The sequence below is a fragment of the Kocuria sp. BT304 genome, assembly GCF_003290245.1.
Taxonomy (GTDB): Bacteria; Actinomycetota; Actinomycetes; order Actinomycetales; family Micrococcaceae; genus Kocuria; species Kocuria rhizophila_A.
Genome location: NZ_CP030039.1, coordinates 1,542,420 through 1,561,141, shown reverse-complemented (window position 1 = coordinate 1,561,141; position 18,722 = coordinate 1,542,420). Strand labels below are relative to the sequence as shown.

Here is an 18,722-nt window from a genome sequence, read left to right as displayed (position 1 = left end):
GGTACGTATGTCACGACAGAAGAAGGTCCTTGCCATCGTGTTGGCCGGCGGCGAGGGCAAGCGTCTGATGCCGCTGACGGAGGACCGCGCCAAGCCGGCCGTGCCGTTCGCGGGCGGGTACCGGCTGATCGACTTCGCGCTGTCCAATCTGGTGAACTCGGGCTACCTGCAGATCGTGGTGCTGACCCAGTACAAGTCTCACTCCCTGGACCGGCACCTGTCCGAGACGTGGCGGCTGTCCACGCAGTTGGGCAACTACGTGACCTCGGTGCCCGCGCAGCAGCGCCGCGGCAAGGACTGGTTCCTGGGCTCGGCCAACGCGATCTACCAGTCCATGAACCTGATCGACGACGCCGATCCGGACATCGTGGTGGTCGTGGGAGCGGACCACGTGTACCGGATGGACTTCGCGGACATGGTGGAGAAGCACATCGAGTCCGGGGCGAAGGCCACGGTGGCCGGTGTGCGCCAGCCCATGGAGATGGTGAAGTCCTTCGGGGTGATCGAGACGGACCCACAGGACCCTGCGAAGATCACGCGGTTCGTGGAGAAGCCGGACACCACCGCGCCCCTGCCGGACGATCCCCACTCGTTCCTGGCCTCGATGGGCAACTACGTGTTCGACAGGGACGCCCTGGTGGAGGCGTTGCGCACGGACAACGAGAAGGCGGACACCGACCACGACATGGGCGGGGACATCATGCCCTACTTCGCGGAGCGCGGTGAGGCCGTGGTGTACGACTTCACGCACAACGACGTCCCGGGCTCCACGGACCGGGACCGGCAGTACTGGCGGGACGTGGGCACGCTGGAGTCCTACTTCGACTCGCACATGGACCTGATCCGCCCGCTGCCGGTGTTCAACCTCTACAACTACGACTGGCCCATCTACACGCACCAGATCATGGCGCCGCCGGCCAGGACGGTGCGCGGGCCCAACGGCCAGGCGGGCGTGGCGTTCGACTCCATCGTCTCCCCCGGTGTGCTCATCACGGGCGGGCACGTGGGATCCTCCGTGCTCTCCCCCAAGGTCAAGGTGGAGCACGACGCGCGGGTCACCGAGTCCGTGCTGATGCAGAACGTGCAGATCGGGGCCGGCGCCACGGTGCACCGCTGCATCCTGGACAAGAACGTGGTGGTCCCCCCGGGCACCACTGTGGGCCTGGACCGCGAGCAGGACCTCGCGCGCGGGCTCACGGTCACCGAGTCCGGGCTCACCATCGCACCGAAGAACTACCGCTTCGAGCGGTAGGTCCCGGACCGCGGTTCGCGCCGGGCCCGCCCCGGGGCCGGGGTGGCGCGGACCCGAGAAGGCACCACGACGGCGCACGGTCACCGTGCGCCGTCGTCGTCCCTTCCCGCGGGCGCGTGCGCCCCTACACGTCCCGGTACGCCGAGGAGGCCGCAGGGCGTCCCCACCCGTAGGCGCGTGCGCTCCGTCGCGCGGAGCAGCCCGGTGGCGTGGGGTCGCCCCGCACGGTGGGCACGCGGGCGAATCGCGGAGGTGTCCCGGGGTGACGGGCGACACGGGCCCGGTGCCTACACTGGGGACATGGGAGCCAGCCTGACCAGAGACGAAGCAGCCACGCGAGCCGAGCAGATCCGGGTGGAGGACTACCGGGTCACGGTGGACCTCTCGGGGGCGCAGGACCCCGCGAACACCACGTTCGGCTCGGAGGTCACGGTGCGCTTCACCGCCGAGGAGGGCGCGGAGACCTTCATCGACTTCATCCACGACTCCGTGACCGCCGTGGAGCTCAACGGCGAGGTCCTGGACGTGGACGACGTCGTGGACGGCTCCCGGATCCGGCTGCCGGAGCTCGAGGAGGCCAACGAGCTGCGCGTGCTCGGCCGGGCCCTGTACTCGCGCTCGGGCGAGGGCCTGCACCGGTACGTGGACCCCCAGGACGGGGAGGTCTACGTCTACACGCAGTACGAGCCGGCGGACTGCCGCCGGGTGTTCGCGGTCTTCGAGCAGCCGGACCTCAAGGCCGCCTTCACGTTCACGGTGATCACCCCGCCCGAGTGGCTCGCGGCGTCCAACGGCGAGGAGCTGGCCTCGAACCCCACGCGGGACTGCGACGTCCCCGGGGCCGTGAGCCACGAGTTCGCCCCCACGCAGCGGATCTCCTCGTACATCACCACCATCCTGGCCGGGCCCTACACCGCGGTCAGGGACGAGTGGCGGGGCACCGACCCCCACGGGGCCGCCGTGACCATCCCGCTGGCCCTCTACTGCCGACGGGCGCTCGCCGAGCACATGGACGCCGAGGAGCTGTTCACGCTCACCAAGCAGGGGCTGGACTTCTTCCCGGAGCTCTTCGGCTTCGCGTACCCGTGGGGCAAGTACGAGCAGGCGTTCGTGCCCGAGTACAACCTGGGGGCCATGGAGAACCCCGGGATGGTCACTTTCACGGAGGACTACCTGTTCCCCTCGGGTGCCACGCGGGCGCAGCTGGCCGGGCGCGCCAACACACTGATGCACGAGATGTCCCACATGTGGTTCGGGGACCTGGTCACGATGCGGTGGTGGGACGACCTCTGGCTCAAGGAGTCCTTCGCCGAGTTCATGGGTGCGTACGCGTGCGTGCACGCCACGCAGTACACGGACGCGTGGGTCACGTTCGCGCTGGCCCGCAAGGAGTGGGCGTACCGGCAGGACCAGCTGCGCACCACGCACCCCATCGTTGCGGACATCGTGGACCTCGACGCCGCGCGGCAGAACTTCGACGGCATCACGTACGCCAAGGGCGCGTCCGTGCTCAAGCAGCTCGTGGCGTTCGTGGGTGAGGACGCGTTCATGGACGCGTGCCGGGCCTACTTCCGCCGCTTCGCGTTCGGCAACACCACGCTGGACGACTTCCTGGCCGTGCTGGACGAGGCGTGCGAGCACGACGTCCGCGCGTGGGCGGACCTGTGGCTGCGCACCACGGGCGTCCCGGTGCTCACGGTGGCCGCCGGCGACGACGCCGCCCCCGCCTCCCTGACGCAGAGCGCCACTCCCCCGCGCCCGCACGTGCTCACGGTCGGTGCCTACGCCCGCACGGAGCGCGCGGACGGTTCGGGTCCCGTGAGGAACGTCGAGCGGATCGAGGTGCGGGTTCCGGCCGAGGACGGGCCGGTGGCGCTGCCGGGCCTCACCGGTGGGGCGGAGTCCGGCGCGGTGCTGCTGGCCAACGACACGGACCTGACCTACTGCCTGGCCCACCCGGACCCGGACTCGCTGTCGGGGCTCCTGGAGCTGGTGGCCGAGATCGAGGACCCGCTGGCCCGGGCCGTGGCGCACTCGCAGCTGTGGGCCGCGGTGCGGGACGGGCGGCTGTGTCCCCGCGAGTACGTGCTCATGGTCGCGCGGCGCTGCACCGGGGAGACCCACGCGGCCATCCTCACCACGGTGCTCGACCACGCCCGCCAGGCCCTGGGCCGCTTCGTGCCGGTCTCCCGCCGCACCACCGTGCGCAGAGCCCTGCTGGACGCGCTCGGGCAGTCGATGCTCGCGGCGCAGCCGGGCTCGGACGCCCAGCTGATCCTCGCGCGGGCGTTCGCCCGGGAGGCCGCGAGGGACGGCAAGTACGCCCTGCCCATCCAGCAGTGGCTCGGGGGCGAGCACACCGTGCCCGGCCTGGAGCTGACCCCGCAGCTGCGCTGGACCATGCTGACCGCGGTGACCGCCACCGGCCACAGCACCGTCTCGGAGCTCGAGGCGGAGCACGCGCAGGACCCCACGCGGGACGGGCACCTCGGCTACCTCGAGGCCGTCGCGGCCATGCGCTCGGACAGCTCCAAGCAGCGCGCGTGGGAGCGCATCGTGTCCGGGGAACTGTCCAACGACGAACTCAGCGCCACCGTGGAGGGCTTCCAGCTGGCGGCGCCCACCGTGCTGCGCCGCTACGAGGAGGACTACTTCGCGCAGCTGAGCTCGTGGTGGGACACCCACTCCATGGAGATCGCCACCCGGATGGTGCGCGGACTGTACCCGCGCGCGGTGGAGGCGGACGCGGCGTCGTCCTCCCCCGGGACCGACGCCCAGCAGAACCGTGTGGTGCGGGCCACCCGCGAGTGGCTCGAGAGCCACGAGGACGCCCCGGCCGCGCTGCGCCGCGTGGTCACCGAGCTGCTCGACGACGCCCAGCGGGCGGTGACGCTGCAGATCATGTGCCTGTCCCGGTGAGGTGCACCGGCCCATGTCCACACAGTGGATGAACGTCGATGCACACCGATCAACGGATAGCATGAGATCAGATGCGGCGGCGGAGCACCCGCCCGCTCGACAGCGAGGGAGACCATGACCGATTACGCGCTCAACGACCGAGGGTCCTTGGACGTCGTCACCGAGAACTTCTACGACACCGAGATCATGCGGGTGTTCGGGGGGCTCTCCGCGGGTCGCGCGCAGACCTGGACCGGCATGGCCGCGCTGGTCCCGGAACCGGACAACCCCTTCGACCCCCGCACCGTCTCCGTGCGGGTGGGCGAGAACAAGGTGGCCCACCTCAGCTCCGAGGACGCCCACCGCTACTGGCACCCGCTCTCCCGCGTGATCGCCTCCGGCTACACCCCCGTGGTGCCGCTGCACCTGGAGGCGGAGCTGCTGCGCCAGGACGGCGTGGCCGAGGTGGATGCGCGCGCCAGCATCGGGATCGCTCCCCCGGACCTGCTGTTCCCCCTGAACACCGCCCCGGCCCAGGCCGCCGTGCTGCCCCAGGGCTCCTCCATCAAGGTGCTGGACGAGCAGGACTTCGCGGAGTACCTGCACTCCATCGTGCCCGCCACCGGCGAGGGCCGCGTGATCCTCACGCTCGAGGTCAACAAGGTGCGAAACTCGCACGGCGTGACCGTGGACACCGTGGACGTGCTCTACGAGCGAAAGCAGGTGGGGCGGCTGTCCACGCAGATGTCCCAGCAGTTCATCCCGATCATCCACCACGCGTTCGAGCACGACCTGCTCACCGCCGTGTGGGGCACCATCCGCGGCTCCTCGTTCGAGGTGTCCATGACCCTGCAGGCCGCTCGCGCCTCTGAGGTCCCCGCCCAGTGGTTCACCGAGCTGCCCAACGACGTCCCCGAGCTGCTGCCCGAGGCCGACGAGTTCGAGGTTCCCCCGGCCTACGTGGCTGTGGAGTCCGACCACGGGCGCAACTCCAAGAAGTGGCGCCGCGGCTTCACCGCCGCCCACCCCGAGGCCGCCGCGGGCGGTCCCGCCGGAGCCCGCTCCCTGGCCGCCCGCTTCCGCGGGGACCCGGCCCGCACCTCGGAGCCCTCGCGCGCGGACGCTCCGACGGCCGACGACGACGCCGCGGCCGGTTCCCCGGACACCGCCCGGCCCGCGCGCAGCACCGGCGGTTCCACCGTCTCCAGTCTGGCCCGCGGCCTGCGGCCCGTGGTCAGCGCGCTGCTCGCGCTGACCGTGATTCTGGTGCTGCTGGGCATCGTGCTGCTGGGCGTGGAGCCGCTGGCCACCACGCTGATGATGATTGTGGCCGTGGCCACCGGATTCATGGCCGTCTACCTGCACCGAACCCTGTAAGGGGCGCCGCCACCGGTATGATTTCCCGCCGCGAACGGTTCCTCCAGATCATCGAGGTCCTCACCAAGCACGGCTTCGGCTTCGCCCTGGGCGGGCTCAAGCCCCAGTGGCGGGCCCCGCTGGCCCGGGTCAAGCTCATCGACCCGGGCACCGTGCACTCCCAGCCCGAGCACCTGCGCATGGCGCTCGAGGAGCTCGGACCCACGTTCGTGAAGCTCGGCCAGCTCGCCTCGACCCGCCCGGACCTGCTGCCCCCCGGCTACGCGGAAGAGCTGCTCAAGCTACAGGACCAGTCCCCGCCCATCCCCGTGGAGCAGATCCGGGCCATGATCGAGGCCGAGCCCGACTCCCAGGCCGAGGAGATCCTCACCCACATGGACCCGGACCCCGTCGCCACCGGGTCCATCGGCCAGGCCCACGCGGCCACGTTCCAGGGGCACCAGGTGATCGTGAAGGTCCGGCGCCCGGGCGTCACGGACGAGGTCAACCGGGACCTGGAGATCCTCCAGGACATGGCCAAGTGGGTCTCCCGATACTGGACCGCCGCCCAGGACTACGACCTCGAGGGCGTGGTGGAGGAGTTCAGCACCTCCCTGCGGAACGAGCTGGACTTCCTGCAGGAGGCCCGCAACTCCCAGCGCATGGCCGAGAACTTCATGGGCCACCCGCAGATCCACATCCCCGAGATCTACTGGGAGGCCACCACCTCCCGGGTGCTCACCATGGAGCGGATGTTCGGGGTCAAGATCAACGACTACCCAGCCCTCGAGGCGGAGGGCGTGGACCGGCACCTGCTGGCCAAGGAGGCCACGGACGCCATCTGCAAGATGGTCTTCGAGGACGGCTTCTTCCACGCGGACCCCCACCCCGGCAACCTGTTCGTGGAGCCGGACGGACGCATCGCCATCATCGACTTCGGCATGGTGGGCAACCTGACCGAGGAGTTCCGGGACCACCTGATCACCCTGCTGCTCGGGGTGGTCCAGGACAACCCCCGGCGGGCCGCCACCGGTCTGCTGGGGCTCACCGACAGCGGCCAGCACGACGTCTCCAAGCGGGAGATCGAGAAGGACGTGGCGGTCATGATGCGCCGCTACGCCAACAAGCCGCTCGAGGAGGTCCGGGTGGGGGCCCTGATGGCGGACCTGATCTCCGTGCTGCGCCACCACAAGCTGCAGCTGCCCCGCCAGTCCGCGCTGCTGCTGCGGATGCTCGTGACCGCGGAGTCCATGGGCACCGGGCTGGACCCGGGCTTCGACCTGGTCTCCGCCGTGCAGCCCTACGCGGAGCGGTTCATCATGCACCGGCTCTCCCCCGAGATGCTGCTCAACCGGCTGCGCTCCACGGTGGAGGACGCCGTGCAGATGGGCGTGGATGTGCCCGAGTACGTGCGGCGGCTGATCGTGGTGCTCGAACGCGGCGGTTTCGACGTCCACCTGCGTACGGACGAGCTCGACCCCCTGGTCAAGAGCGGCGCCAAGATCGGACACCACGTGGTGGCCGGCGGGGTGATCGCGGCCACCATCAACGGGACCGCGCACATCATCTCCTCGGACCCCGAGCGGTGGAAGAAGTACCACACCCCGCTGATCGTGGGTGGGATGTCCACGGTGGGGGTGCTCAGCGGCTACCTCGCGGTGTCCTCCAACGTGGAGCGGGTGCGCCACCTCGCGCGCGTGCTGCGCGGGAACCGCCAGAAGCGCACGGTGCGCTGAAGCTCAGACCCGGCCCCGCGGCGGCGTCGTCCCCGGCCGGTCCAGGCAGACCCGCCGAGCGGGGCTCACAGCTGCTCCCACATCGCCTGGGAGGTCGAGGAGGCGGGAGCCACGTCCCACTCGACGTTGCGCTCCAGGTCCGCCCGGGCCCGTGCCGCCTCCAGGGTCTCGCGCGTGATGTGCAGCGGGGCGCCGTCCGCGAACGCGCGAAGGTGCTGGTTGGCCGGCACGATGGTGCGGCGCATGTGCGCGACCCCCAGGATCCGCTTGGACAGCGTGCAGTAGGCGACCCCCGGCTGCTTCTGGTTGGCCAGGATCACCCGCATGACCTGCACGCTGTCCGGCTCCAGCAGCCGCTCCACGGAGGACGCCTCCATGGCGAGCACCACGCGCCCTTTGTCCATGATTTCGTAGTAGTCGTCGTAGCAGCCCGAGACGAAGCGCACCTCGGCGCTCGGGTGGCACGCGATGAAGCACGCGAGCTCCCCCTGGCTGATGAGCACGTCCGTGAAGCGGTCCAGCACGCCCACGGTGAGCAGGTGGCGCTTGAGCGCCGCTCGGCCGCGCAGCCTGTTCTGGCGCAGCGGGGTGGCGCGGATCTCGATCTCGAACGCGGAGGGGCCTATCTGCATCATGGTGAAGTCCTGGGTGTAACCCTTCAGGGCCTCGTGCTCGGCGCCGAGCACCTGGCGGGCCAGCATCTGCAGCCCCGTGAAGCTCTCCCGCATCTGCGCCTGCGGGAGGGGCAGCTGGTGCCCCTGCTCGTCGGTGTAGGTCACCAGGACCGGGATGGTGGCGCTGGACAGCGCCACTCCCGGGGTGTGCTGTGCCACGGAGCCTCTCCTCGAATTCGTCGACACGAGTAATTTCAGTTTTGCACAACCAAAAACTCGACCATGAATGCCGGAAAGAAATCTTTTCATGCCGCCGTTATTCTCCACATTTCCCACGACATTCAACCTGCATTCATATGCACACAGTGTAGGGCAGCTCCGTGAATGCACTGTGATGCGTCTCCCGCGATTCTGTACCCTCTAAGGGGGACAACAACATGCTTTTGGTCCCATGTGATGACCCACACTTCCCCTAGACTGAGGACCTGTAGGGGACGAGCGCGCCGCCGAGCGGCGGAAGGCACCGTTCGACCACGGCCCAGCAAAGGATGTACTGCGTGTTCACGATCATGCCGATTTACGGCACCCGCCCGGAGGCCATCAAGATGGCCCCGATCGTCAAGGTTCTGCAGAGCAGCACGGACTTCGAGTGCGTGGTTACCGTGACCGGTCAGCACCGGGAGATGCTGGACCAGGTCAACGAGATCTTCGACATCACCCCGGACCACGACCTGAACATCATCCAGCCGCGCCAGACCCTCAACGGGGTGCTGACCCGCACGGTGGAGGGCCTGGACGCGATCTTCGCGCAGAACGCACCGGACGCTGTGGTGGTCCAGGGGGACACCACCACCTCCACCGCCGGCGCGATCGCCGCGTTCTACCGGGGGATCCCGGTGATCCACGCCGAGGCGGGGCTGCGGTCCTTCGACCTCTTCTCCCCCTTCCCGGAGGAGGCCAACCGCAAGATGACCTCCCAGATCACGTCCCTGCACCTGGCACCCACGAGCACCTCCAAGGAGAACCTGCTTCGTGAGGCCCTGTCGGAGCAGGACATCGTGGTCACGGGCAACACCGTGATCGACGCCCTGCTGCACACCGTGGAGCAGCAGCTGCCCTTCTCGGACCCGCAGCTCGAGGAGATCGCCTCCTCCGGTAAGCGCGTGCTGCTGGTGACCACGCACCGGCGTGAGAACCAGGGAGAGGCCATGCGCGGCGTCGGGCGCGCACTGGCCCGCATTGCGCGGGCCGAGCCGGAGCTCACGATTGTGCTGCCCGCTCACCGCAACCCCGTGGTGCGGGAGGCTGTACTGCCCGCCATCGAGGGCCTGCCCAACGTGGTGGTCACCGAGCCGCTGGCCTACGGGGAGTTCACCCGCATGCTCTCGGTGGCCCACGTGGTGCTCACGGACTCCGGTGGGGTCCAGGAGGAGGCGCCATCCCTGGGCAAGCCCGTGCTGGTGATGCGCGAGAACACCGAGCGCCCCGAGGCCGTGACGGCGGGGACCGTCAAGCTCATCGGCACGGACGAGGAGCGGATCGTCACCGAGGTGGACCGGCTGCTCAACGACGACGCCGCCTACCGCGAGATGGCCAACGCCGTGAACCCCTACGGGGACGGCCGCGCCGCGGAACGCACCCTGGCCGCGATCGAGCAGATGTTCGGCGTGGGGCAGCGGATCGCGGACTTCGACTCGCAGGCCTGAGCCACAGACCTCCCCGGAAGGAGATGCCATGCGCATGACGGTGATCGGCACGGGCTACCTGGGCGCCACGCACGCGGTGGCCATGGCCGAACTCGGGCACCAGGTGCTGGGGGTGGACGTGGACCAGCGCAAGATCGACATGCTGGCCGAGGGGCGGGTGCCCTTCCACGAACCCGGCCTGCCGGAGCTGCTGCGCACGCACGTGGCCACCGGCGCGGTGCGTTTCACCACCTCCTACGAGGAGGCCGGGGCGTTCGGGGACGTCCACTTCATCGGGGTGGGCACGCCGCAGAAGCGCACCGGCCACGCCGCGGACATGACCTACGTGGACTCGGCCGTGGAGCAGATCGCGCGCGCCGCGGACCACGACTGCGTGATCGCGGGCAAGTCCACGGTGCCCGTCGGTTCCGCTGCCCGACTGCAGGAGGCGGCCCGGGCGGCGTCGCGCCCCGGGGTGACCGTGGATCTCGCGTGGAACCCCGAGTTCCTGCGGGAGGGGCACGCGGTGGAGGACACCCTGCGCCCGGACCGCATGGTGCTGGGCGTGGAGCACGACGCCGCCGCCCGGCCCACCCCCGGCGCGCGGCGCGCCGAGGCCGCGCTGCGCGAGGCCTACGCGCAGCAGCTGGCCGCGGACACGCCGTTCATCGTGACGGACTACCAGACGGCGGAGCTGGTGAAGGTGGCGGCGAACAGCTTCCTGGCCACGAAGATCAGCTTCATCAACGCGCTGTCCGAGATCACGGAGACCGTGGGCGGGGACATCCGCACGCTCGCGGACGCCATCGGACTCGACGACCGGATCGGGCGGAAGTTCCTCAACGCCGGCGTGGGCTTCGGCGGCGGGTGCCTGCCCAAGGACATCCGCGCGCTACGGGCTCGTGCCTCGGAGCTGGGCCTGGACCAGTCCCTGCGGTTCCTGGCCGAGGTGGACGACATCAACCTGCGCCGCCGCGAGCACACCGTGCAGCTCGCGGTGACCGAGTGCGGAGGCACCGTGAACGGGGCGCAGGTCGCCGTGCTGGGTGCCGCGTTCAAGCCCGAGTCCGACGACGTCCGGGACTCCCCCGCCCTGGACATCGCCGCCCGGCTGCACTCCATGGGCGCGGACGTGCGCCTCTACGACCCCCGGGCCAACGCCAACGCCGCCCAGCGCTACCCCCGCCTCGACTATGTGGACTCGCTCGACGCCGCCGTGTCCGGTGCGCAGGTGACCCTGCTGCTCACGGAGTGGCGGGAGTTCCGGGAGATGGATCCCCTGTCCGTGAAGTCGCTGGTGGAGTCCCCCACGATCATCGACGGGCGGAACGTGCTGGACCCGGAGGCGTGGTTAAATGCCGGTTGGAACTATCGCGCCTTGGGCCGCAAGGCATAACCGCCCAGCATGGAGATCGATTCGTCAGACCTCAAGGACATCGACCCGGGCTCCTTTTCACCCGAGAGACCCACCCGAATCGATGTGCGGACGCCTCAGTGCGTCATCCCGCTGCTCGTGGTGCGGCGCGCCGAAGCACGTCGGCTCGTGGTGCTCTGCAACGGTGCCGTCGATCTGGCTCGCTCGGGCGGGGAACCCGTGTTTCAACGCTCCTCGTGGTGGTCAGAGATTGAGGCACACCAGATTTACGTGTGTGACCCGGTGACCGTCGGCGCGGACGCGCTGTCCTTGGGCTGGGCGCAATGGTCTCTCCAGCACTGGCTCGTGCCGGAGATCGCCCGTGCATGCCAGCACGTCTACCGCGCGCTGGGAGTGGCACCGGATCACGAGCGGCTGTACTTCGGCTCATCCGCAGGAGGCTTCCTAGCCTGCGGGCTGGTGGGGCTGGACCCACAAGCTCGAGCTGTGGTCAACAACCCTCAGTTCGACTGGACACGCTGGTTTCCCGGCTCATCCGAATCCAGGGTGTAGTCGGGGTCTGAACCCGCCGGTCTCGAGCAGGGATCTGGCGATGTAGTTGGTCAGGTTGCGGAACCCCAGCGCCGAGCCGCGCAGGTGCTCGAGCCTGCCGTTGATCGCCTCGGTGGGCCCGTTGGAGGTGCTGGGCCGGTCGAAGTAGGCCAGGACGTCGGCGGCGCGCTTCTTCAGCGTCCTGCCGAGCTTGGTGATCTCGACCAGGGCCTTGGGGACGCCGGTGCTGATCGAGTCGATGAGCCGGGCCATCAGCTCGCGGCCGTGGCGCCGGTTCTCGTGGCGGTAGGCGGCGATCATGCGCTGGTAGACGCTCCAGGTGACCTCGACCTCGACGTGGGCGTCGTCGGCGAACAGGGTGTCCAGTCGGTCCTTCTGCTTGTCGTTGAGCAGGTCGGCGCCGGTGGACAGGGTCCGGCGGGCGGCATAGAGCGGGTCGCCCTTGCGGCCGCGGTGCCCACAGATGGCCTGCTGAACTCGCCGTCGGCACTCATCGAGCGCCTCGCCAGCGAGGCGCGTGACGTGGAAGGGATCTAGCACGGTCACCACGTCGGGCAGTTCCTCGACGGCGGCGGTCTTGAACCCGGTGAAGCCGTCCATCGCGACCACCTCCACGCCGTCGCGCCACTCCTGCGGGCGGTCGGCCAGCCAGGTCTTGAACGCCTGCTTGGAGCGTCCTTCGACCATGTCCAGCAGCCGTGCCGGGCCGGTGCCATCTCGCACTGGGGTGAGGTCGATGATCACGGTGACGTACCTGTCGCCGCGACGGGTGTGCCTCCACACGTGCTCATCGACCCCGACGACCTTCACCCCCTCGAAGCGGTGCTCCTCGTCGATCAGCACCCGCTTGCCCTCGGCCATAACGGCGTCGTTGGCGGTGTCCCAGGCCACCCCGAGCCCCTCGGCGACCCGAGCCACGGTCAGGTGCTGGACCACGATCCCTTCCAGCGCCCACCGCAGAGCGCGCCGAGACAACTTGGCCCGGGGCTCGGCCGCGGCGGTGGTGTCCTGGCGCCACACATACCCGCAGCCGCTGCAGCGGTAACGGCGCACGACGACCTCCAGCGTCGTGGGCCGCCAGCCCAGTGGTTCGTGGGCAAGCCGTCGGACCACGGTGTCACGTGGTCTCCCTTCGCAGCCGCAGCGCCGGCACCACTGGTCGGGCTCGACCACCTGACAGGCCAATACGGCACGATCCGGCTCGAGTCGCTGCCCGGTGACAACGAGGCCGAGTTCGTCGAGGCGGCAGAAGGCAGTCAGGTCGGGGCTGGCGAACGCATCAGCGCGCCCGCCGACGGTAGCGTCGTGCACGTCGAGGTCTTTCGGGCTGAGTGTGTAGGAGCTCTCATCCTCGGGAGACCTCGACCTCTATCCGGCCACCGACGCGCCGGCCCGCCGCGCGACGTGCGCTACACCCTCATCTGGGAAGAGCCGGTTTCCCCCGGCCGTGAATGCCCTGCGCAACCAGCGTCTCGACGGTCTGCTTCCCAGCGTCCTGCGCCAAGAACATGCCCCCCGCACCAATGTTCTGAGCTTTCTCGCCACGCAACCTGAGCTTCCCAGCATCGAGTACTGGGTCAACTTGATGTCTGCGCATGATCGGGACATCCAGCTGGCGGAACTCGACCGAGCCGTGGAAGCCCACCCCCGATTGCGTGACTCCATCCACGTGCGCCCGTACGTGGACGGGGAGTCGAAGCACAACCCGCTATCAAAGGACGAGACTCTCTCGCTCTTGAACACCTGATTCCCCCTCCCCCTAGGAATTCCATGCCGTTGACCATCCAGTACTACCCCGACGCCGAGTGCCACCGCGTACGCATAGAACTGCAGTTCCTGCGAGAACTGGTCAGTGAGCGCGATTGGCTCCTGACCACCAAACTGTACGACCGCGGGCGCGCCATCCCCTCAGAATGGATCAGCTGGCCGTACTCCGGTCTCGTAGACGCCAACTACCAGTACATTGATGCCGATTTCGAGTCCCACTGGGAGGCCGCACCGCTGAACTCCCAGGGTGCCTTCGACCAGGCTGAATTCTCGATCCTTCCCTGGTCGCCGAACGCCAAAGCCAAACGGATTTCACCGGCTCTTCCCAGATGAGGGTGTAGCGCACGTCGCGCGGCGGGCCGGCGCGTCGGTGGCCGGATAGAGGTCGAGGTCTCCCGAGGATGAGAGCTCCTACACACTCAGCCCGAAAGACCTCGACGTGCACGACGCTACCGTCGGCGGGCGCGCTGATGCGTTCGCCAGCCCCGACCTGACTGCCTTCTGCCGCCTCGACGAACTCGGCCTCGTTGTCACCGGGCAGCGACTCGAGCCGGATCGTGCCGTATTGGCCTGTCAGGTGGTCGAGCCCGACCAGTGGTGCCGGCGCTGCGGCTGCGAAGGGAGACCACGTGACACCGTGGTCCGACGGCTTGCCCACGAACCACTGGGCTGGCGGCCCACGACGCTGGAGGTCGTCGTGCGCCGTTACCGCTGCAGCGGCTGCGGGTATGTGTGGCGCCAGGACACCACCGCCGCGGCCGAGCCCCGGGCCAAGTTGTCTCGGCGCGCTCTGCGGTGGGCGCTGGAAGGGATCGTGGTCCAGCACCTGACCGTGGCTCGGGTCGCCGAGGGGCTCGGGGTGGCCTGGGACACCGCCAACGACGCCGTTATGGCCGAGGGCAAGCGGGTGCTGATCGACGAGGAGCACCGCTTCGAGGGGGTGAAGGTCGTCGGGGTCGATGAGCACGTGTGGAGGCACACCCGTCGCGGCGACAGGTACGTCACCGTGATCATCGACCTCACCCCAGTGCGAGATGGCACCGGCCCGGCACGGCTGCTGGACATGGTCGAAGGACGCTCCAAGCAGGCGTTCAAGACCTGGCTGGCCGACCGCCCGCAGGAGTGGCGCGACGGCGTGGAGGTGGTCGCGATGGACGGCTTCACCGGGTTCAAGACCGCCGCCGTCGAGGAACTGCCCGACGTGGTGACCGTGCTAGATCCCTTCCACGTCACGCGCCTCGCTGGCGAGGCGCTCGATGAGTGCCGACGGCGAGTTCAGCAGGCCATCTGTGGGCACCGCGGCCGCAAGGGCGACCCGCTCTATGCCGCCCGCCGGACCCTGTCCACCGGCGCCGACCTGCTCAACGACAAGCAGAAGGACCGACTGGACACCCTGTTCGCCGACGACGCCCACGTCGAGGTCGAGGTCACCTGGAGCGTCTACCAGCGCATGATCGCCGCCTACCGCCACGAGAACCGGCGCCACGGCCGCGAGCTGATGGCCCGGCTCATCGACTCGATCAGCACCGGCGTCCCCAAGGCCCTGGTCGAGATCACCAAGCTCGGCAGGACGCTGAAGAAGCGCGCCGCCGACGTCCTGGCCTACTTCGACCGGCCCAGCACCTCCAACGGGCCCACCGAGGCGATCAACGGCAGGCTCGAGCACCTGCGCGGCTCGGCGCTGGGGTTCCGCAACCTGACCAACTACATCGCCAGATCCCTGCTCGAGACCGGCGGGTTCAGACCCCGACTACACCCTGGATTCGGATGAGCCATTTCACCTCCCATGACCAGAGCCCTCATCCGAGTGTCTCAGTCGCGCCTCAAGGGACCGGACTCCTCGACCCCCGCGTCACTGCTGGCGGCGCGCGATTTCGTGGAGGTCGCCCGATGATCGCGCACCCCATCGTCGTTTGCTGCTTCGAGATCACTGAGACCGTGGACACGGAGGAGTTCGGCAACTTCATCCAGCTGCTACACAGCTCGTTGCCCACCGGAGTCTTGAATGTGGGCGTGGCTAACAATACTTTCGCCAACCTGGACCTCAGGGAAATCCCCCACGTGGTCGAATTTCCGGCGGGCACGAGCCGTGCAGAGATGTACAACCAATTAATCTCTCAGAACCCGGGCGAGTACATTCTGCTCCTCGACGGCCCCGTCATCCCCAGTGACGTCCCGCAGCTGCCCTTGGCGTCGCCCAGTTCTCTGCCGATGGTCGACGATGAGAACACTGCCATCCGGTGGATCGAGTTCGACGGGGTCCGGCTCCAGCCAAACCCTGACACGGACCCGTCCGCCATCTCCGCAGACCACCTGGGCGATCTCGACTTCACCCGCGACGTCCACGAGTACTCTCCCCTGGCCATCCTTGCCCGGGCACGGGATCTCCTCCACGTCCGAGGGTTCGACGAACGTGAAAGCCTTGCTTCCGCAATGATGTTGGACCTGGTCATCCGGCTGCGCCGATGCGGCGGGGTTCCCATCGAAGCGTTCGACGGCAGCTCGCGCCACGGTACGAGAGCGCCCCGGGCGTGGGATGTCAGCTCCGTGTGGCCGACGATCGCCAGCCAACCACTCCGGACATCGGCCAGCTATCGGGACAACCAGGTCTCTCAGGTGCAGAAGGACCCGTCAATCTACCGCAACTTGGTCGAGTGGTCGGTGCCCCTCGAGGACCGCCCCGTCCTAGTCTCTGTCGCCATAGCCACGCGGGATCGCGCTGAGTACATTGGAGACTGCCTCAACTCGATCCTGGCCCAAGACTTCCAAGAGTTCGAGGTCATCGTGGTCGACGACGGCTCCACAGACGGGACCAGTGAGGTGGTGAAGCAATTCTCCGATCCGAGAATCCGATTGGAGGTCTTGCCACCGTCTGGAATCAGCGCGGCCCGGAACAGAGCGGCCGCATTGAGCAGGGGATACTTCACTGCGGTGCACGATGATGACGACATCATGCTCCCACACCGTCTGGTCAAGAGCCTGCAAACCCTGGACTCGGAGCACCGGGCCAGCTACGGGTCGTGGGTAAATTTCGACAACGAGACCGCCGATATGGTCCTCCACATCACTAAGTCCGGATTCAGCCGTGAACTCGTGGCGTACTCGGGCCAAACCCCGGGGCACGCCACGTGGTTGCTCCCCACCTATCTGGTGAATCGTCTCGGGTACGACGAGAGCTATTCCAGTTCGGTGGACCACAACTTGGCCACTCGAACTCTCCTGGTGGGCCTGCGCTGGAAGCACAGTAAAACCGTCCTGTTCCTGCGGCGGATCCACCCCACGCAGGTCAGTTTCACCGATTCCAAGCGCCAGCGCGGTGCGGCACAGTTGACCAAACTCGCCAGCACCATTTCCGCCTCGACCGAGGGTCGAAAATCTCTCGCGGACGCTGGGAGAACGCTGCCGTTCCCCCAGCCGGCCGACCGAAGCGCGCTCTTCGAGACCTTCGGTGCGTATCTTCCCGACCACCTCGTGAGGCGGCGCACCACCGTCACCAGTCTCGTGGGGAAGAAGGTGCTGGCTCTCGATGCGCACGACCGGCTGCGGGTGGTCCTCTCGGACACCGACCTGCTGTCAGGAACGACGACCTCCGAGATCGGCGTGCTCGAAGACTTTTCGTGGGACGACATGGCCAAGGCCCGCACGCTCGGCCTTCCCGGACTGTCCTACACGGCAACGCGCAGAGACGCGCCGGTCGAGCACGAGTCAGCGTCCGTCCTGGACTCCCAAACCCAGCTCCAGAATCGGCTGCGCCTGCTGCTGAACCAGGTCGTGGCAACAGACAGGAATGCTTGCCTCCTGGTGTTCGACGGGGAGGGTCTGCCCTATTCGTTGATATCCTCACGCGAAAAAGATCTCGTTTTCGCCCGCAAGATCGCAGTCAGCGCGGAGCCTGAAACTCGTCTTGCCCGCGTCGTATGCGGCTTCAGGTCGCCGGACCAGGCCATCGACTTCGCGGTGAGCAACTCCCTGGACTACAACATCTGGCAGATAGTAGGAGCAATTGACGGCTCTTCCCAGATGAGGGTGTAGCGCACGTCGCGCGGCGGGCCGGCGCGTCGGTGGCCGGATAGAGGTCGAGGTCTCCCGAGGATGAGAGCTCCTACACACTCAGCCCGAAAGACCTCGACGTGCACGACGCTACCGGGCTCATCCGAATCCAGGGTGTAGTCGGGGTCTGAACCCGCCGGTCTCGAGCAGGGATCTGGCGATGTAGTTGGTCAGGTTGCGGAACCCCAGCGCCGAGCCGCGCAGGTGCTCGAGCCTGCCGTTGATCGCCTCGGTGGGCCCGTTGGAGGTGCTGGGCCGGTCGAAGTAGGCCAGGACGTCGGCGGCGCGCTTCTTCAGCGTCCTGCCGAGCTTGGTGATCTCGACCAGGGCCTTGGGGACGCCGGTGCTGATCGAGTCGATGAGCCGGGCCATCAGCTCGCGGCCGTGGCGCCGGTTCTCGTGGCGGTAGGCGGCGATCATGCGCTGGTAGACGCTCCAGGTGACCTCGACCTCGACGTGGGCGTCGTCGGCGAACAGGGTGTCCAGTCGGTCCTTCTGCTTGTCGTTGAGCAGGTCGGCGCCGGTGGACAGGGTCCGGCGGGCGGCATAGAGCGGGTCGCCCTTGCGGCCGCGGTGCCCACAGATGGCCTGCTGAACTCGCCGTCGGCACTCATCGAGCGCCTCGCCAGCGAGGCGCGTGACGTGGAAGGGATCTAGCACGGTCACCACGTCGGGCAGTTCCTCGACGGCGGCGGTCTTGAACCCGGTGAAGCCGTCCATCGCGACCACCTCCACGCCGTCGCGCCACTCCTGCGGGCGGTCGGCCAGCCAGGTCTTGAACGCCTGCTTGGAGCGTCCTTCGACCATGTCCAGCAGCCGTGCCGGGCCGGTGCCATCTCGCACTGGGGTGAGGTCGATGATCACGGTGACGTACCTGTCGCCGCGACGGGTGTGCCTCCACACGTGCTCATCGACCCCGACGACCTTCACCCCCTCGAAGCGGTGCTCCTCGTCGATCAGCACCCGCTTGCCCTCGGCCATAACGGCGTCGTTGGCGGTGTCCCAGGCCACCCCGAGCCCCTCGGCGACCCGAGCCACGGTCAGGTGCTGGACCACGATCCCTTCCAGCGCCCACCGCAGAGCGCGCCGAGACAACTTGGCCCGGGGCTCGGCCGCGGCGGTGGTGTCCTGGCGCCACACATACCCGCAGCCGCTGCAGCGGTAACGGCGCACGACGACCTCCAGCGTCGTGGGCCGCCAGCCCAGTGGTTCGTGGGCAAGCCGTCGGACCACGGTGTCACGTGGTCTCCCTTCGCAGCCGCAGCGCCGGCACCACTGGTCGGGCTCGACCACCTGACAGGCCAATACGGCACGATCCGGCTCGAGTCGCTGCCCGGTGACAACGAGGCCGAGTTCGTCGAGGCGGCAGAAGGCAGTCAGGTCGGGGCTGGCGAACGCATCAGCGCGCCCGCCGACGGTAGCGTCGTGCACGTCGAG

Annotated in this window: 14 protein-coding genes; 11 read left to right on the top strand and 3 right to left on the bottom strand. The window is 68.4% G+C overall.

Annotation, left to right across the window (positions count from 1 at the left end; genetic code table 11):
• Positions 1-7 precede the first annotated feature (7 nt).
• The 4 genes from glgC (at position 8) to DNL27_RS06930 (ending at position 7,242) form a co-directional block, all read left to right on the top strand.
• The gene (gene glgC / locus DNL27_RS06945) at positions 8-1,252 is read left to right on the top strand and encodes a glucose-1-phosphate adenylyltransferase (RefSeq protein ID WP_012398340.1); all 1,245 of its coding nucleotides are present in this window, start codon (positions 8-10) and stop codon (positions 1,250-1,252) included.
• Between the two features lie 300 nt (positions 1,253-1,552).
• Entirely contained in the window at positions 1,553-4,171 is a 2,619-nt protein-coding gene (pepN, locus tag DNL27_RS06940) for an aminopeptidase N (protein ID WP_112235104.1), read from the top strand.
• Between the two features lie 114 nt (positions 4,172-4,285).
• On the top strand, positions 4,286-5,527 hold the full coding sequence (locus DNL27_RS06935) for a hypothetical protein (RefSeq protein ID WP_112235103.1): 1,242 nt from the start codon (positions 4,286-4,288) through the stop codon (positions 5,525-5,527).
• A gap of 17 nt (positions 5,528-5,544) precedes the next feature.
• Positions 5,545-7,242 carry an AarF/ABC1/UbiB kinase family protein gene (locus tag DNL27_RS06930; protein ID WP_012398337.1) on the top strand — a complete coding sequence of 566 codons (1,698 nt, stop codon included), beginning with the start codon at positions 5,545-5,547 and terminating at the stop codon, positions 7,240-7,242.
• Between the two features lie 65 nt (positions 7,243-7,307).
• On the opposite strand, the gene DNL27_RS06925 is transcribed toward DNL27_RS06930, so the two are convergent.
• Complete coding sequence (locus DNL27_RS06925) at positions 7,308-8,075, bottom strand: hypothetical protein (protein WP_012398336.1); 768 nt, start codon at positions 8,073-8,075, stop codon at positions 7,308-7,310.
• A gap of 329 nt (positions 8,076-8,404) precedes the next feature.
• On the opposite strand from DNL27_RS06925, the gene wecB reads away from it, so the two are divergent.
• The 3 genes from wecB to DNL27_RS12140 are packed head-to-tail and all read left to right on the top strand — an operon-like array spanning position 8,405 to position 11,468.
• Positions 8,405-9,562, top strand: a complete 1,158-nt coding sequence (gene wecB, locus DNL27_RS06920) for a non-hydrolyzing UDP-N-acetylglucosamine 2-epimerase (protein ID WP_012398335.1) — start codon at positions 8,405-8,407, stop codon at positions 9,560-9,562.
• Positions 9,563-9,590: 28 nt separating this feature from the next.
• Positions 9,591-10,937, top strand: a complete 1,347-nt coding sequence (locus DNL27_RS06915; RefSeq protein WP_112235102.1) for a UDP-glucose/GDP-mannose dehydrogenase family protein — start codon at positions 9,591-9,593, stop codon at positions 10,935-10,937.
• Positions 10,938-10,946: 9 nt separating this feature from the next.
• Entirely contained in the window at positions 10,947-11,468 is a 522-nt protein-coding gene (locus DNL27_RS12140; RefSeq protein WP_162627107.1) for a hypothetical protein, read from the top strand.
• Here the strand turns inward: DNL27_RS12140 and DNL27_RS06910 are convergent.
• The gene (locus tag DNL27_RS06910) at positions 11,448-12,779 is read right to left on the bottom strand and encodes an ISL3-like element ISPfr3 family transposase (RefSeq protein WP_087137594.1); all 1,332 of its coding nucleotides are present in this window, start codon (positions 12,777-12,779) and stop codon (positions 11,448-11,450) included. The genes DNL27_RS12140 and DNL27_RS06910 overlap by 21 nt on opposite strands.
• 136 nt (positions 12,780-12,915) lie before the next feature.
• Between DNL27_RS06910 and DNL27_RS06905 the strand changes: the two genes are divergently transcribed.
• From DNL27_RS06905 to DNL27_RS06890, 4 genes are all read left to right on the top strand, one after another.
• Complete coding sequence (locus DNL27_RS06905) at positions 12,916-13,215, top strand: hypothetical protein (RefSeq protein WP_112234701.1); 300 nt, start codon at positions 12,916-12,918, stop codon at positions 13,213-13,215.
• Between the two features lie 23 nt (positions 13,216-13,238).
• Positions 13,239-13,568 (top strand): hypothetical protein, encoded by a 330-nt coding sequence (locus tag DNL27_RS06900; RefSeq protein ID WP_112234700.1) that lies wholly within the window; start codon positions 13,239-13,241, stop codon positions 13,566-13,568.
• Positions 13,569-13,674: 106 nt separating this feature from the next.
• Positions 13,675-15,006, top strand: a complete 1,332-nt coding sequence (locus DNL27_RS06895) for an ISL3-like element ISPfr3 family transposase (RefSeq protein ID WP_087137594.1) — start codon at positions 13,675-13,677, stop codon at positions 15,004-15,006.
• A 119-nt stretch (positions 15,007-15,125) separates the two neighbouring features.
• Positions 15,126-17,267 (top strand): glycosyltransferase family A protein, encoded by a 2,142-nt coding sequence (locus tag DNL27_RS06890; RefSeq protein ID WP_162627106.1) that lies wholly within the window; start codon positions 15,126-15,128, stop codon positions 17,265-17,267.
• Between the two features lie 117 nt (positions 17,268-17,384).
• Here DNL27_RS06890 and DNL27_RS06885 read toward each other — a convergent pair whose 3' ends face one another.
• Complete coding sequence (locus DNL27_RS06885) at positions 17,385-18,716, bottom strand: ISL3-like element ISPfr3 family transposase (protein WP_087137594.1); 1,332 nt, start codon at positions 18,714-18,716, stop codon at positions 17,385-17,387.
• Positions 18,717-18,722 lie beyond the last annotated feature (6 nt).